This is a genomic window from Microbacterium insulae (genome assembly GCF_042677065.1).
Taxonomy (GTDB): Bacteria; Actinomycetota; Actinomycetes; order Actinomycetales; family Microbacteriaceae; genus Microbacterium; species Microbacterium insulae.
Window position 1 is genome coordinate 1,335,277 of sequence record NZ_JBHTII010000001.1, and the last position, 15,028, is coordinate 1,350,304.

Annotated in this window: 11 protein-coding genes; 4 read left to right on the forward strand and 7 right to left on the reverse strand. The window is 70.5% G+C overall.

The features are described 5' to 3' along the window. The first annotated feature begins 271 nt into the window (after positions 1 to 271). From ACFQ0P_RS06355 to ACFQ0P_RS06365, 3 genes are all read left to right on the forward strand, one after another. On the forward strand, positions 272 to 1,630 hold the full coding sequence (locus ACFQ0P_RS06355) for a quaternary amine ABC transporter ATP-binding protein (protein WP_378771667.1): 1,359 nt from the start codon (positions 272 to 274) through the stop codon (positions 1,628 to 1,630). Continuing rightward, a complete protein-coding gene (locus ACFQ0P_RS06360) occupies positions 1,630 to 2,580 on the forward strand; it encodes an ABC transporter permease (protein WP_204981261.1) in 951 nt (316 codons plus the stop codon). The genes ACFQ0P_RS06355 and ACFQ0P_RS06360 overlap by 1 nt, the downstream gene beginning before the upstream one ends. 138 nt (positions 2,581 to 2,718) lie before the next feature. Further along, positions 2,719 to 3,636, forward strand: coding sequence for a glycine betaine ABC transporter substrate-binding protein (locus ACFQ0P_RS06365; RefSeq protein WP_204981262.1), 918 nt, complete (start codon positions 2,719 to 2,721; stop codon positions 3,634 to 3,636). Between the two features lie 75 nt (positions 3,637 to 3,711). Here ACFQ0P_RS06365 and ACFQ0P_RS06370 read toward each other — a convergent pair whose 3' ends face one another. From ACFQ0P_RS06370 to purL, 4 genes are all read right to left on the reverse strand, one after another. Then, complete coding sequence (locus ACFQ0P_RS06370) at positions 3,712 to 4,614, reverse strand: hypothetical protein (RefSeq protein ID WP_204981263.1); 903 nt, start codon at positions 4,612 to 4,614, stop codon at positions 3,712 to 3,714. Between the two features lie 63 nt (positions 4,615 to 4,677). Then, a complete protein-coding gene (locus ACFQ0P_RS06375) occupies positions 4,678 to 5,481 on the reverse strand; it encodes a hypothetical protein (protein WP_204981264.1) in 804 nt (267 codons plus the stop codon). Positions 5,482 to 5,633: 152 nt separating this feature from the next. Further along, the gene (locus ACFQ0P_RS06380; RefSeq protein ID WP_204981265.1) at positions 5,634 to 5,771 is read right to left on the reverse strand and encodes a hypothetical protein; all 138 of its coding nucleotides are present in this window, start codon (positions 5,769 to 5,771) and stop codon (positions 5,634 to 5,636) included. A gap of 9 nt (positions 5,772 to 5,780) precedes the next feature. Then, a complete protein-coding gene (purL, locus tag ACFQ0P_RS06385) occupies positions 5,781 to 8,114 on the reverse strand; it encodes a phosphoribosylformylglycinamidine synthase subunit PurL (protein WP_204981266.1) in 2,334 nt (777 codons plus the stop codon). A gap of 127 nt (positions 8,115 to 8,241) precedes the next feature. Here purL and ACFQ0P_RS06390 point away from each other — a divergent pair, with 127 nt between their 5' ends. After that, positions 8,242 to 9,027, forward strand: a complete 786-nt coding sequence (locus ACFQ0P_RS06390) for a GntR family transcriptional regulator (protein ID WP_204981267.1) — start codon at positions 8,242 to 8,244, stop codon at positions 9,025 to 9,027. Here the strand turns inward: ACFQ0P_RS06390 and ACFQ0P_RS06395 are convergent. The 3 genes from ACFQ0P_RS06395 to ACFQ0P_RS06405 form a co-directional block, all read right to left on the reverse strand. Further along, positions 9,020 to 9,910, reverse strand: coding sequence for a class C sortase (locus tag ACFQ0P_RS06395; RefSeq protein WP_204981268.1), 891 nt, complete (start codon positions 9,908 to 9,910; stop codon positions 9,020 to 9,022). The two genes, ACFQ0P_RS06390 and ACFQ0P_RS06395, sit on opposite strands and share 8 nt — an antisense overlap. A gap of 154 nt (positions 9,911 to 10,064) precedes the next feature. After that, positions 10,065 to 11,555: a SpaH/EbpB family LPXTG-anchored major pilin gene (locus tag ACFQ0P_RS06400; RefSeq protein WP_204981269.1), complete on the reverse strand. Its 1,491-nt coding sequence runs from the start codon at positions 11,553 to 11,555 to the stop codon at positions 10,065 to 10,067. A 43-nt stretch (positions 11,556 to 11,598) separates the two neighbouring features. Continuing rightward, entirely contained in the window at positions 11,599 to 14,850 is a 3,252-nt protein-coding gene (locus ACFQ0P_RS06405) for a DUF6923 family protein (RefSeq protein ID WP_204981270.1), read from the reverse strand. Positions 14,851 to 15,028 lie beyond the last annotated feature (178 nt).

Here is a 15,028-nt window from a genome sequence, read left to right on the forward strand (position 1 = left end):
TCCGACGCTCGGTTTGGCGTGACCCGAGGGGATGGCTAGCCTGGGTCGCGGCCTTCGGGCCACTGACGACCAGTCCGCGATCGCCGCGCGACCGTGACCCTGGGGGTTCCGGCGCGGCGGACGTATGGTCGGCGGACCGGGCGATGCACCCGACGTTCATCGCTGGAAGTGCTGCTGTGTCGCGTGTGTGCGACGCCGGGCGGCACCGGGCGTCCGCCACCCGGGCGTAACCAGAGCCGGGCGTGTTCGCGCGCCCTCCGAGGTGAAGCACGTGACCGTCGAACCCGCCCTCGAGGCGCGCAATCTCTACAAGGTCTTCGGACGCAACCCGCGAGACGCCGTCCGCCGGCTGCAGGCGGGGGACTCCCGAGCCGACGTCGCCGACGCCGGGACAGCCGCCGTCATCGACGCGAGCTTCACCGTCCAACCAGGTGAGATCTTCGTGATCATGGGACTGTCCGGGTCGGGCAAGTCCACGATCATCCGCATGCTCAACGGCCTCCTGGAGCCCAGCGCAGGGGACGTGCTGGTCCAAGGACGCAGCATCGACCGCGCATCGGCGAAGGAGCTGCGCGACATCCGTCGTTCGTCCATCTCGATGGTGTTCCAGCACTTCGCGCTGCTCCCGCACCGCACAGTGCTCGACAACGCCGCGTACGCGCTGGAGATCCAGGGCGTCAGTCGGGACGAGAGGCGGCGCCGCGCGCGCGAGATCCTCGACAAGGTCGGTCTCGGCGACCGCGCGGAGGCGATGCCCGACGAGCTCTCCGGAGGAATGCGCCAGCGGGTGGGCCTCGCCCGGGCGCTCACCGCCGGCACCGACATCCTGCTCATGGACGAAGCCTTCTCCGCCCTCGACCCGCTCATCCGGCGCGAGATGCAGGAGCAGCTCGTCGAGCTGCAGCAGGAGCTCGGCCGCACGATCATCTTCATCACGCACGATCTCAACGAGGCGATGTTCCTCGGCGACCGCATCGCCGTCATGCGGGACGGGCGCATCGTGCAGAACGGCACACCCGAGGAGATCCTCACCGATCCCGCCAACGACTACGTCGCGCAGTTCGTGCAGGACGTCGACCGCGCCCGCGTCCTCACCGCGGGCTCGGTCATGGCGCCGCCCGTCGCGACGACGCCCGTGAGCGCCGGCGTGCGAGGAGCGCTCCGCGTGATGCGCGATCTGCAGGTCGGATCGGTGGCGGTGCTCGAGAGCCGCCGCTACATCGGCTCGGTCACCGACCGCGCCGTCGTTCGTGCCGTGAAGGCCGGCACGACCGACCTCAAGTCCCTCGTCGGCCGGGCGCAGCCGGTCGTGAAGGTCGACGATCCGCTCACCGAGGTGGTCGAGCGCTCGGTCGAGAGCCCCATCCCGATCGCCGTCGTCGACGACGAGAACCGGCTGCTCGGCACGATCCCGCGCGTCACGCTCCTCGCGGCGCTCGGCAACGTCGCCCCGCAGACCACCGAGATCCCGATCATCGAAGCGCCCGTCACCGTGGCGGCGGCCGAGTTCGCCCAGACCCTCGCCGCCGTCGGCGAGGCGACGGGCTCGAGCGCCGGGCAGGCCAGCGCCGGAGCAGCCCTCGCGACAACCGCGGCGCCTGACACGGCCGCGACGGAAGGAGGCGTGTGATGGAGAACCTCAGGCTCCCCCTCGGCGAGTGGATCGAGGCCGTCGTCGACTTCGTGGGCGATGTGTTCGGCTGGCTGTTCGACGCGATCGCCACCATCCTCGGCATCGTCTACGACGGCCTCGACTGGGTGCTGGTCACCCCGCCGTTCTGGGCGGTCATCATCGTGTTCGCGGCTCTCGCGTTCTGGGTCAAGGGCTGGAAGCTGGCGGTCGGCACAGCACTGGGCCTGTTCGTGATCGTGCTGCTGGACCAGTGGGACAACGCCATGGACACTCTGGCGCTCGTGCTCGTCGCCTCCGTCGTGGCCACCGCGATCGGAATCCCGGTCGGCATCTGGGCGGCGCGCAACGAGCACGTGTCACGCGTGGTGCGTCCGGTGCTCGACTTCCTGCAGACGATGCCCGCGTTCGTGTACCTCATCCCCGCGATCATCTTCTTCGGCGTCGGCGCGGTGCCCGGGATGATCGCCACCATCCTGTTCGCACTGGCTCCCGGTGTTCGCCTCACCGAGCTCGGCATCCGCGGCGTCGACAAGGAGGTGGTCGAGGCCGGTCATGCCTTCGGCGCGACACCCGGACGCATCCTGCGCCAGATCCAGCTGCCTCTCGCGATGCCCAGCATCATGGCCGGCGTCAACCAGATCATCATGCTGAGCCTGTCGATGGTCGTCATCGCCGGCATCGTCGGCGCCGGCGGACTCGGCGGCGAGATCACCCGGGCGATCGGCCGCATCAACGTCGGCCTGGGATTCGAAGCCGGCATCTCGATCGTGATCATCGCCATGATCCTCGACCGCATCACCTCGGCGTTCGCCAGCACGGACCGCCCGCGGCGCCGGGTCGTGACGACGAGCATGTCATCCCGCGATGACGCACCCGCCGCCGCGAAGGCGGACGACGCCGGCCGCGAGCGGGTGACCGCCTCGCCGGGCCGCGCACCGGCGGTGTGAAACACGCGAGCGGATGCCGCAGCATCCGCTCGCCCTGAGACCGGGCGGGTCCATCAACCCGCCGGCGGCGCGCGAGATTCGCCGCGTCGTGACCAAGACCGATCCGCGGACAGCAACGCGGATGGAGAGGAAGTCGACATGATGACCAAGAAGAAGCACCTCGCCTCGGGCCTCGCGCTCGCCGGCGTCTCGGCGCTCGTGCTCACGGGCTGCGCCGGGTCGGGCGACACCGGCTCCGGTGACGACACCGGTGCGTCGGAGGGCGGCGCCGACCGCGCCATCGAGCTGGCCGTGTTCAACGGCTGGGACGAGGGGATCGCCGCGTCGCACCTGTGGCAGCAGATCCTCATCGATCAGGGCTACGAGGTCGAGCTCACCTACGCCGACGTGGCGCCGGTCTACGCCGGACTCGCCGGCGGGGACTTCGACCTCGTCCTGGACACCTGGTTGCCGATCACGCACGCCGACTACATGGAGCAGTACGGCGACGACCTCGAAGACCTCGGCGCGTGGAACGATGAGGCCTCGCTCACCATCGCGGTGAACGAGGACGCACCGATCGACTCGCTCGAGGAGCTCGCGGCCAACGCCGACGAGTTCGGCGGCCAGATCGTCGGGATCGAGCCCGGCTCCGGGCTCATGCGCATCACGGGCGACGAGGTCGTGCCGGGCTACGGCCTCGAGGACATGACGCTCATCGAGTCGTCGACCCCGGCGATGCTCGCCGAGCTGCAGTCGGCCACCGACGCGGGCGAGAACATCGTCGTGACGCTGTGGCGCCCGCACTGGGCGTACAACGCCTTCCCGATCAAGGACCTCGAGGACCCGCAGGGTCTCCTCGGCGACGCCGAGGGCATCCACTCGGTGGCGGCGACGTCGTTCGCCGACGACTTCCCCGAGGTGCATCAGTGGGTCTCGGACTTCGAGATGCCCAGCGACCTCCTCTACTCGCTGGAGGACGCCATGTTCAACCAGTACGACGGCGACGACTACGCCCCGATCGTCGAGCAGTGGATCTCCGACAACCAGGAGTACGTCGACGGCCTCACCAGCTGACGTCGACCGGTCTGCTCAGGGCGGGTGCCTCCGGGTGCCCGCCCTCGGCGTTTCCGGCGGCTGAGCCCCGCGAGCTCAGGGGTGCGACTTGGGGCGGATGACGCGGCCCGGCGCGGGATCCGGCTGGGGGCGTGCGGGCACCGGCCACGGATCCGGACGGGCGGCCGGCCGCGCAGCGTCGGTCGCGGGAGGCGGGGTCGTCGAGGCGCGCGGGGGCGCGGCATCCGTCGCCGTCGGGGTAGGGGCGGCGGGCAGCTCGAGCGCGACCTTCGTCTCGAGCACCTCGATCGCCTCGTCCGAGAGCGAGATGAGCCCGTCGAGCTCCTCGCGGACGCGCCGGTAGGCCAGCTGACGCTCGGCGGGGGTCGCCGCCTGGTCGATCGCGACGGTCAGCAGCTGCTTCGCGGTGTCGAGCCGCTTGCGCTCGACGTCGGTGAAGGACGAGTCCTTGAGCCTGCGCGCGTCGCGCTCGGCGACGTCGAACGCGACCTCGTAGTCGGCGACGGCATTGCGGTACTCGGCGAGCTGCTCCTTCGACAGGCGCGCCTTCGACGAGGCCGGGCGCAGACCGTCGGCGATGCGCTTCGCCTTGAGGAAGGCCGCCGTCAGGGGCTGCCGTCCGTCGCTCATGGCGGGGAACGCGATGATCTTCGCGACGTCGAGCTCGTACTCCAGCCAGCGGGCGGTGACCGCGTCGTGCGCGGCGAAGAGGCGCTCGAGCTGGGTGCCCGTGGGGACGGGCGAGGTCTTCGGCGACGCGGTCACGGGCTGCGCGCCCGTCGTGGAGCCCGCCACCGGGATCGGGGCCGTGCCCCGGGCGGCCGCCTTCAGCTCGGCCTTGGCGTGCAGCACCTCGAGCCGGCGCTTGTGGCGTCGGCGCGCTGCGCGCTCCCACGCGCCGCCGATGGCACTGGCCAGTCCGAAGACGGGGAAGATCAGCCACCAGTAGTCGCGGAGGAAGTCGAAGATCTGCTCCACCCTGTCATGCTAACCGTCGTGCGCGTGCCGGTGTCGGCCGCCGCCTGCTCGGAAGTCGGGGGTTCAGTCCGCTGCCGAGTCCGGCGTCTTGGGCGTCGAGCGGCGCGGGAGCACGATCACCGACCGCAGACCCTCGATCACCGGGATCGCTGCGTCGATGGCATCGGCCACCGAGCCGAGCACGCCGGCCATCCCGGTCTGGGGCGCGCGGGGGGCACCCGGCACCCCGGCCTGACGCTCCGCCTCGGTGAGGGCTGCGTCGAGCGTCTCGACCGCCGCGCGGTAGGCCGCGAACTGGGCGGGCGCCACACGCCGGCCGGCCGTCGGACGAAGGAACTGCGCGTCCCGCTGCGCGCGGAGGAAGGCGACGGTGGCCGGATGCTGCGGGTCGGTCACCGACGGATAGGCCAGGGCCTTGTCGACATCCGTCTCGTACGACAGCCACCGCGCGTTCACCGCGTCGTGCAGCGCGTACAGCCGCTCGATCGGCAGCGGCTCCGCGGAGCTCCGTGCGCGGTACTGCGCGTACGAGGCCCTCACGCGCGCCCGGCTCGCCCTGAGCAGGTACGCCGCGGACTTCTCCGCGTCGCGGGCCGAGGTCAGCGCGCGCCGCGCCTCGATCGGCGCCGTGGGGGTGCCCGCACGGGCCCGTGCGGCGAGCACATCGGCCTGCGCGGTGCGCACCTGTGCCTTCGCGGCGACCAGAGCACGGTACGCCTGGCCCTCCTCGTGACGCGCGGCATCGAGCTCGAGCCGGCGGGCGCGACGACGACCGGTGGTCAGTGCGCCGTACGCGCCGGCTCCGGCCGCCACGGTGGCCGGAGCGATCCACCACCAGCTTGTGATGACGAGGAGGATCGGCTCCACTCGTTCATCGTAGCCGCGGTCGCGCGCGGCGTCCCGGGGAGTCTGCTGGGCACCCGCGGCTCATCTGCTTCGCAGAATCGCACGCGCTTCGCAGGATCGCGCCGAAAACCTGCGAATCTCGCGCGATTCTGCGATCGACGCGTGAAGAAAGCTCAGCCGAAGAGGAGGGCGAAGACGGTCGCGCCGCCACCGACGAGGATGAGGGCGATGATCGTGACCCAGGCGACGACCTTGATCCGCTTCTGCCTGGTGTCGTTGAACCCGCTGTATTCTTCGTCGTCCGCCGCCATGGTTCGATCCTATGCCGTGTGCTCGGCGACGATCGGGCCGAAGGCGTCGGGGAGCGTCGAGGTCGACAGATCGCGCAGCTCGGCGAGCGGCACGGTGAAGAGCCCTTGCACCTCGAGCGAAGGCGCGTCGCCGTCGGCCGCGGCATCCGTCACGCCGATCCGCAGCACGGGGTAGCCCCGCCCCTCGCACAGACCGCGGAACTTCACGTCGTCCTCGCGCGGCACCGACACGATGACGCGGCCCGTGGACTCCGAGAAGAGGGCGGTGGCGGCATCCACCCCGTCGCGCTCCTGGATCTCGTTGAGCCACACGCGCGCACCGACGCCGAAGCGCATGACGCTCTCGGCGAGGGCCTGCGCGAGGCCGCCCGACGACAGGTCGTGCGCCGACGACACGAGAGACTGCTGCGACGCCGCGTGGAGCAGCTCGGCCAGCTTCTTCTCCTGTGCGAGGTCGACGGCGGGCGGGCGTCCGCCGAGGTGACCGTGGATCGTCCCGGCCCACTGCGAGCCGCTCAGCTCGGTCGAGGTGACGCCGAGCAGGTAGATGTTCTCGCCCGGGTCCTGCCACCCCGAAGGGATGCGGCGCGCGACGTCGTCGATGATCCCGAGCACGCCCACGACCGGGGTGGGGAAGATCGGCTGGTCGCCGGTCTGGTTGTAGAACGACACGTTCCCGCCCGTGACGGGGACGCCGAGCTCGAGGCATCCGTCCGACAGGCCGTCCACGGCCTGCGAGAACTGCCACATCACCTCGGGGTTCTCGGGGCTGCCGAAGTTGAGGCAGTCGGTGACCGCCGTCGGCACCGCGCCGGTCACGGCGACGTTGCGGTACGCCTCGGCGAGGGCGAGCTTCGCACCCTGGTACGGGTCGAGTTGGCAGTACCGGCCGTTGCAGTCCGTCGCGATGGCGAAACCCAGCCCCGAGGCCTCGTCGACGCGGATCATGCCCGCATCGTCGGGGAACGACAGTGCGGTGTTGCCCATGACGTAGTAGTCGTACTGGTTGGTGACCCACGACGTGTCGGCGAGGTTCGGGCTCGCGACGAGCTGCGTGAACTGGCGGCGCAGCGTGTCGGGGTCGGTCGCGCGCGGGAGGGCCGAGGCCGAGTCGTCACGCAGGGCGTCGATCCAGGTGGGGTAGGCGACCGGCCGCTCGTACACGGGACCGTCGACGGCGACCGTCGAGGGGTCGACGTTGACGATCTCCTCGCCGTGCCAGAAGATCTGCAGGCGGCCGTCGCCGGTCACCTCTCCGAGCACGCTGGTCTCGACATCCCACTTCTTCGTCACCTCGAGGAACGCGTCGAGCTTCTCGGGGGCGACGATCGCCATCATGCGCTCCTGGCTCTCGCTCATGAGGATCTCCTCGGGCGTGAGCGTGGGGTCGCGCAGCAGCACGTTCTCGAGATCGACGCGCATGCCCGAGCCGCCGTTCGCGGCGAGCTCGCTCGTCGCGCACGAGATGCCGGCGGCGCCGAGGTCTTGAATGGCCTCGACGAGTTCGCCCTGGTACAGCTCGAGGCAGCACTCGATGAGCACCTTCTCGGCGAACGGGTCGCCGACCTGCACCGCGGGGCGCTTGGTCGGGCCGGTGCTGTCGAAGGAGTCGGAGGCGAGAATGGATGCTCCGCCGATCCCGTCGCCGCCGGTGCGGGCGCCGAACAGCACGACCTTGTTGCCCGCTCCCGAGGCATTGGCGAGCTTCAGGTCTTCGTGGCGCAGCACGCCGACCGCGAGCGCGTTCACGAGCGGATTGCCCTGGTAGACCGCGTCGAACACGGTCTCGCCGCCGATGTTGGGCAGGCCCAGGCAGTTGCCATAGAACGAGATGCCGCTCACGACGCCGTGCACGACGCGGGCGGTGTCGGGGTTGTCGATGGCGCCGAAGCGCAGCTGGTCCATGACCGCCACGGGGCGGGCGCCCATCGAGATGATGTCGCGGACGATGCCGCCGACGCCGGTCGCGGCCCCCTGGAAGGGCTCGATGTAGCTCGGGTGGTTGTGCGACTCGACCTTGAAGGTCACCGCCCATCCCTCGCCGATGTCGACGACGCCGGCGTTCTGCCCCATTCCCACCATGAGGCGCGTCTTCATCTCGTCCGACACCTTCTCGCCGAACTTGCGCAGGTAGATCTTGCTCGACTTGTAGGAGCAGTGCTCGCTCCACATGACGGAGTACATCGCCAGCTCGCCCGAGGTGGGGCGGCGGCCGAGGATCTCGCGGATCCTCGCGTACTCGTCGGGCTTGAGTCCGAGAGCGGCGTACGGCTGCTCCTTCTCGGGCGTGGCCTCGGCGTGCGAGACGGTGTCGGCCAGGGCCTTCGGGGAGGGGGTGGTCACGCGGCTCAGCTCCAGGAATTCGAGGGACGCCGGACCTCGCCAGTCTAGTTGGGGCCGCGGCATCCACTCGCCCTTGCGCCCGCGCGATCACCAGAGCCCAGACGGCGGCGCCGCTATGCTGAGCCCCGTGCAGAGAGACTCCTCGTCGAGGTTCGCTGAACGGCCGGGCAATGCCGACCGGCGACGGCTCGCGCTGATGCTGCGCGCGGCGATCGTGCGAGGGGACTTCCCCGACGGCAAGCTCCCACGCGAGTTCGAGCTGATGCGCGACTACGGCGCGAGTCGCAGCGTCGTGCGCGATGTGCTCCAGCAGCTGGCCGCCACGGGCGTCGTCACGCGCGAGCAGGGGGTGGGCACCCACGCCGACATCGGGTCGGTGTTCGGCCTGTACGAGTTCCACGGCGTCGACGTGATCCCCGAGCAGTCGACGTACCCGCGGATGGTCGATCGCGCCGTCATCCCCACGCCGCCGGTGGCGCGCGCGCGCATGCCGCGCGTCGGACCGGAGGTGCTGCGTGTCGAGTACCTCGCCGCACCCGCCGACTTCGCGAGCGCGGTGTCGACGAACTACTTCGTGCTGCCGAAGGCGGCGAGCCTCGAGACGGCGCCGTTCGGGCACAACATTTACCAGTTCCTGCACAACGGCGGGCTGTCCCTGTCGTCGTCGGAGTTCCTCCTCGGGGCGATGGCCGCGGACGAGACGCTCGCCCATCGGTTGAGCGTGCCGGCGATGACGCCCCTGCTGAGCCTCGAGCAGGTCATGTACGACGAGGCCGGTGAGCATCTGTGCTTCTCGACGGTCGCCCTGAGGTCGGATCGCGTCGCGTTCTTCTCCCGCGTGGGGCGCAGCCGAGGCGGCGACGCGCTGCGGCCGCTGCGGGACGACAGCCCGGGCGACCTCGGGTTCAGCTGACCCGACGGGCCACCCGCATCCGCGCGGTCCCTACCGCGAGTGACGCGCCTGCCAGCAGGATCGCGAAGGCGAGCCAGGGAACGGATGCCGCGGCACCGCGCTCAGCCAGGGCGATCTGCTCGGCGGCGTCCTCGGCCGACACGACCCGCTCGCCGCGCACCAGGAGCCGATGGCTGTTCACGCCGGTCGGGGTGCAGGTGAGGAGGGTCACGAGGTCCCTGTCCGGATCGCGGCGGAGCAGGTCGCCCTCGTCCGGGCGCACGACGGCGATCTGGTCGACGCGATAGACGAAGCTCTCACCCGCCGCCTCGACGACGAAGGTGTCGCCGCGCTGGAGTTCGTTCAGCCGGGTGAAGAGCGTCGCGCCGACGAAGCCCGAATGACCCGTGAGCACGGAGTGCGTGCCCGCGCCGCCGACCGGCAGCCCCGAGCCGAAGAGGTGACCGATGCCGCGAGCGAGGGTCGCCTCGCTCGTGCCGTGGTACACCGGCAGGTCGACGCCGATGGAGGGGATGCGGATTCGCGCGAGGGGTCCGCCGGGCCGCTCCGCGAGGAGCGACTCGTAGCGGTCCCGCGCGACGCCGAGGTCCTCGGACCCGCCCTCCTCGTTGAGGACGTACGGATCGCGCAACGGCCCGTACGGGAGCGCCTCGTTGAAGGTGCGCGCCTCGCCGAGGAGAGCGGCCCGTTCGGACGGGGTCCGCTCCGACGTCGATCGCGCGTAGCCCGAGACCGTGGCGGCGTGGGTGAGATCGGTGATCCAGGCGGCCGTCGACGGGTAGGCGATCACGCTCGCGCCGAGCGCGATGACGAGCGCGATGCCGACGTTCAGCGGCGCCCACCGACGCAACGCGGGGCCGGCGGTGTCGATCGAGGACGTCATGTCGGCTCCGGGAGGAAGGACGTGGAGAGAAGTGTGTCCGGACCCGGCGGGAGAACCGGGCCCGGACACGGTGCGGATGACATGGGATTCATCCGCTGCCAGGGGAATGACCATCCCTGGCGGTGGGCGGACTGGGGATGCCGCCCATGGCGGGTCAGCGACTCTGCGCTGTGCGACGACGGGTGAGGATCACGAAGGCCACGCCCCCGGCGATCAGACCGAAGCCGAGCAGGTAGAGCAGCCCCGGACCGGAGCCGCCCGTGAAGGGCAGTTCGAATCCGGCGTTCTGCGGCACGTTGGTCACCGTCAGGTCGATGCCGACGGCGCTGGTCGCGGCCGTCACCTCGAACTCGATCGGCTCCGCGAGCAGCTCGTAGCCGTCCGGCGCCTCGATCTCGACGAGGTAGTACTGGAGGTAGCCGGCGTCCCCGGGAGCGACGGCGGCGCCGTTGGCGAAGTCGCTGTAGCGCAGGCCCTCGATCGTCAGGGTCCCGTCGGCCGCGACCACTTCGAACTCGGTGACGCCCTCGATCGAGACCGGGTTGGTCTGCGCGGCGGCGTCGGCGGCGGACGTGAACACCTGGAAGACCGCGCCCACGAGGGGGGTGGTGTCGGGACCGACCTTCTCGAGGGTGATGCCGCCCCAGCGCGTCTCGACCTCGGGAGTCGTGGTGGGGCCTCCCGGCTCTCCGGGTTCGATGTCGAAGCTCGGCAGGTTCGGGTAGACGAGGGCCTGGTTGACGATCTCACCGACGGTGTTGACGGTGGTGATGATGTCGACGACGACCCGCGTGGTGTTCTCGGCGGCGAGGATTGCCCGGCCAGCGGCGGTGAACTCGACGGTGACGGCGTTCGTGGCCGCATCGTGGGTGATCGTGTAGTCGACGCCTTCGGTGATGGTCGCGCCGTTCTCGAGGGTGACCGTCGATGCGACGTAGTCGAGCTTCTCGTCGAGCACGTCGACGATCTTGTAGCCGTCGATGACGGCGGTGTTCGGGATGTCGGCGGTGATCGTGAAGGTCACCTCGTCGCCGAGCTGCACGGCGTCGGCATCCTCGACCGTCTTGGTCGCCGTCGTGACGGCGTTCTTCGGGTACACGTGCACGTCGTAGAGCCACGCGTCGCGGTTGTCGGGATCGGTGAGCGGGACCGTGATCAGGAACGGCGCGGAGGGGGTGACGCCCGCCGGGAAGTCCGTCTCCTGCACGAGGTACAGGCCCACGGGAAGCCCGGTGAACGCCGCGACGCCGGCCGCATCCGTCACCAGCGAGCTGCCGGCCGCGAGCGTGAAGCCCTCTCCCGTGATCGAGCCCGCGGGGTCGCCCGCATCGAAGGCGTCGGCGAGATCGGCGGCCTCGACCCAGCCTGCGTTGGTGGACAGGTCGACTCCGACGACCTGCTGCACCTCGAAGGTGACCCCCGCGAGCGGGGTGAGTCCGGTCGTGTCGACCTGGGTGCCGTTGTTCGGCAGGCCGGTGGGCGAGTCGGGCGCCTCGAACTTGTGGACGGTGATCGACCCGATCTCATCGGGGTCGACGAGGGGGGCGGCGTGGGCGGGGGCGGCGAGCCCGAGCCCGAGCGCGGCGGCGGCAAGCCCGGCCGTGAGGAGGGAGCCGACGCGTCGGCGGGTGGTTCGGGTGTTCATGGTGTTCCTGTTCTCGGTGGATGGGTTCGGTATCGGCGCGGGGTCACGCCGCGGGGAGGTCCTCGCCGGGCAGCTTCCGCGCTCGCCGGCGCCGCGTGAGCACTCGCAGCGCGGCGGCCAGCGCGCCGAGCGTCAGCAGGACGCCGCCGGCGAGGAGGATCGGGGTGGCGCCCGACCCGCCCGCCTCGGGCAGGTCGAGCGCGGGGACGTCTTCGACGCGGATCGTGGGGATGCCGTCGACCTCGGTGACGGTCGCATTCGGTGATCCGGCTGCAAGAGCGAGGCTGCCGTCGGTCGCGATGGTGAACTCGACCCGGTCGGCGAGGAGCGCGAAGCCGTCGAGCGCGGTGGTCTCCTCCAGCCAGTACGTGCCGGGTGCGAGCGTGGAGTCCTCGAAGAGCCCCGTGAGCGGAGAGCCGCCATCGGTGGCGGGTGCGAGTGCGGCGATGAGCGGGACGGTGGCGTCCGCCGCGTCGTACAGGGCCCACGTCGACCCGTCCATCGGCACGACATCACCGCTCGCGTCCTCGCCGACCTTGAGCACGCGCACCACGGCCGGCGTGACCTGCGTGGTGGTGCACCCGTCGGTGCAGGGCTCGGGATCGAGGGGATCGCCGGGCGAACCGGCGGTACCGGTCACCGCGTTGGTGAGCGTCCTCGACCACGCGTCGTCGTCGACGACGACGTCGTAGCGGAGGGTCGCCGTCGTCCCCGCGGGAAGCGTGAACGGACCGGCTGTCAACGTCGTCCCGGCCGGGTCGGGCACGGCGGCCGGGCTCCCGCCGTCGATGACGAGCACGGCGGAGCCGGCGGCGAACGTCGCGTCGTCGAGCACCGCGGAGAGGTCGTCGGTGAGGGTCACGCCGTCGATGTCGACCGTCGCTTCGCTGGTGACGGTCACCTCGTAGGTGACGACGTCCCCGGGCCGCACCGTGGCGCCGTCGGATAGCGGGTCGTCGCCGAGGAGCGCACGCTTGCTGAGCGACCAGGTCGTCACCGGATCGATGGTGACCGTCGCCGTCGCCTCGTTCGAGATGACCTCGCGCCCCGCCTCGGTGAGACCGGCCGCAGAGGCGGTGTCGTCGATGCGCCCGTGCGCCACGTCGGCGTCGGTCGCGAGGTACGTGGCGGTGCACGTCATGCTGGCCTGGGGCTCCAGCGCCGACTGCGGGCAGGTCGGTCCGGACGTCAGCGGGCTGGCCGGGGCGTGCTGGATGTCGGTCACCTCGATGTCCTCGATGCGCACGTCGGAGATGTTCGTCACCTCGAACGAATAGGTCACCTGCTGACCGGGCCCGGTGATCACCGTGGGAGCGGGGGTCTTCGTGATCGTGAGGCCGACGCACTCGCCCGCGTCCTGCACCGCGCTCGCGCCCCAGAACTGGGGTCCTCCGGAGAGAACAGTGGTGTACGGGAGGCTGCCGACGTTGGTGAGGGGCAGCGTGGCCAGAGCGATACGGTTCAGCTGTCCGCTCGGCGCGGCCATGAAGAAGTAGCCGCCGGACTGCGCGCCTCCCCACATCGCCGGGACGGTGCCGATCTGGGTCATCGAGCCGTTCGGGTGGATGCGGTAGGCCCGAGAGTTGGAGAGGTTGCCGTCGAGCGGACGCACGCCGAAGGCGAGGATGTCGCCGTCGGGCAGGACCGTGAAGTCGCCGGCTGAGCTGATCTGGTTGGGGAACTGCGTCCAGAAGGTCGTGGCCCCCGTCGTCACGTCGAGGCGCCAGATGGCCCGCGACGAGTAGGAGCCGACGAGAAGCGTGTTCGCGTCGAGCGCGGTCAGGGCGTTGAGGCTGTAGTTGGTCGTGCCGAATCCGGGCACGTTGCCCTGCGTGAGGAGCGGGCCGGTGATGCTGAGCGACGTGAGCTCTGTCCCCGTCACGGGATCGATCGTGCGGAGCACCGGCGCGAGTCCTGCACCGCCGTCGTAGTCGACGGCGTACAGGACGCTGCCGTTGTGGCTCCACGCGATGTCGCCGTACTCGCGGGTCAGCGTCGTCGTCGAGAGGACGTCGAACGTGGTCGGGTCGTACTGCTGAAGGCCGTCGGCGGTGTTCGTCCAGATCGGCACGGCGGCGCAGGCGTCGGGAGCGGGTCGGGCGGTCGAGGTGCTCTGGTTGTTCGCAGGGTTCGGATCACGCTCGTTGCCGGCGACGGTGGCCGTGTTGACGATGTCGACCGTCGTGCCTGCGGTGATCTGGCCGCTGACGGTGATGGTGCGAGTGGCGCCCACCGCCAGTTCTCCAAGGGTGCAGCGCACCGCGCCCGAGACGATCGAGCAACCCGTGGTCGTCGTCGTCGCCGAGGTGACCTGAGCCGGCAGCGGGTCGCGCACGAGGAAACCCGACGACGCACCGGGGCCGTTGTTGGTGACGGTCAGCGTGTACGAGATCGAGGTCGGAGCCTCGTAGAACGACGGTCCGGACTTCACGATGCCGAGGTCGACGTCCAGGCCCGGGATCGACGCTCCGTCGTTGTTGCCCGACGCCGGACCCGGTGTCTGCGACACGAGGGTGAACGAAGGTGTCGCGCCGGCCGCGTTCGCGATCGCGATCTGATAGATCGTGCCCGTCGAGTTGGCCGAGAGCCCGATGTTCCCGTTGCCGTACACCCACTGCGCACCGAACGCCGTCGAGACCCCGAGTCCGAGCGGCCAGGAGGTGACGGCGCCGGTGACCGGGTTGATCCGGTACATGCGGTCATTGGATGCCGCGCCCCAGACGAAGCCGTCCTTCCAGAAGATGTCGGAGAGGGTGGGGATGGCCGCCGACAGCGTGATCCCCGTCGCCGTGCCCGCCGAGACGTCGATCGCGGCCATGTAGTTGCTGGTGGCGCCGGAGAACCTCGCATACAGCACCCCGGCCGTCGCGCCGGAGCCGAACGTGCCCTCGTTGTAGACCTCGATGCCGGGGGGAGTCGCGAGCCCGGTGACGTCGCCGAGGGATGTCACCGCCCCGTCCTGCCCGATCCGCACGAGGTTCCGCCGGTTGCCCGTGTCGCGCCGGAGGCCGTAGAGGTAGTCGTCCTCGCTGTTGAACCCGACCGCGTTGTAGCCGAATGCGGCCGCCGACCCTTCCGGCGAGAAGGAGACCGAACCGTCGCCTTGGACGCTGGAGAAGAGCCGCGTGGGGATGTCCTGTGCGACGAAGACGGCGGGCGTCGCCGGATCGAAGGGGTCGCCGGGAGCGGCAACCGCGGCCGGCGGTGCGAGGGACGTCAGGAGCGCGGCGACGGCGGACGCCGCGACGGCAGCTGCCGTCGTCCGTCGTCCACGGTGCGCACGTCTGGTCTCCACAGGATCTCCCGGCTCGTTCTGTCCGCGTCGTGGGCATCGGGTAGCCGGACGTCGGACGTCGCGAATTCTCATCGCCCGGCGACGGTAGTACGCGCCGTGGGGGCGCCGAAAGAGCGCCGGGGTTGCGCAGTGGTTGCGCCGGAAAAATCCGCATGAATCAGCGGTTTTCTGTGTCGAT

Bases quoted from the DNA above. Each gene is read 5' to 3' on its own strand.
- ACFQ0P_RS06360 (WP_204981261.1), top strand. From the start codon at position 1,630: ATGGAGAACCTCAGGCTCCCCCTCGGCGAGTGGATCGAGGCCGTCGTC.
- ACFQ0P_RS06365 (WP_204981262.1), top strand. From the start codon at position 2,719: ATGATGACCAAGAAGAAGCACCTCGCCTCGGGCCTCGCGCTCGCCGGC.
- ACFQ0P_RS06380 (WP_204981265.1), bottom strand. From the start codon at position 5,771: ATGGCGGCGGACGACGAAGAATACAGCGGGTTCAACGACACCAGGCAG.
- ACFQ0P_RS06395 (WP_204981268.1), bottom strand. From the start codon at position 9,910: ATGACGTCCTCGATCGACACCGCCGGCCCCGCGTTGCGTCGGTGGGCG.
- ACFQ0P_RS06400 (WP_204981269.1), bottom strand. From the start codon at position 11,555: ATGAACACCCGAACCACCCGCCGACGCGTCGGCTCCCTCCTCACGGCC.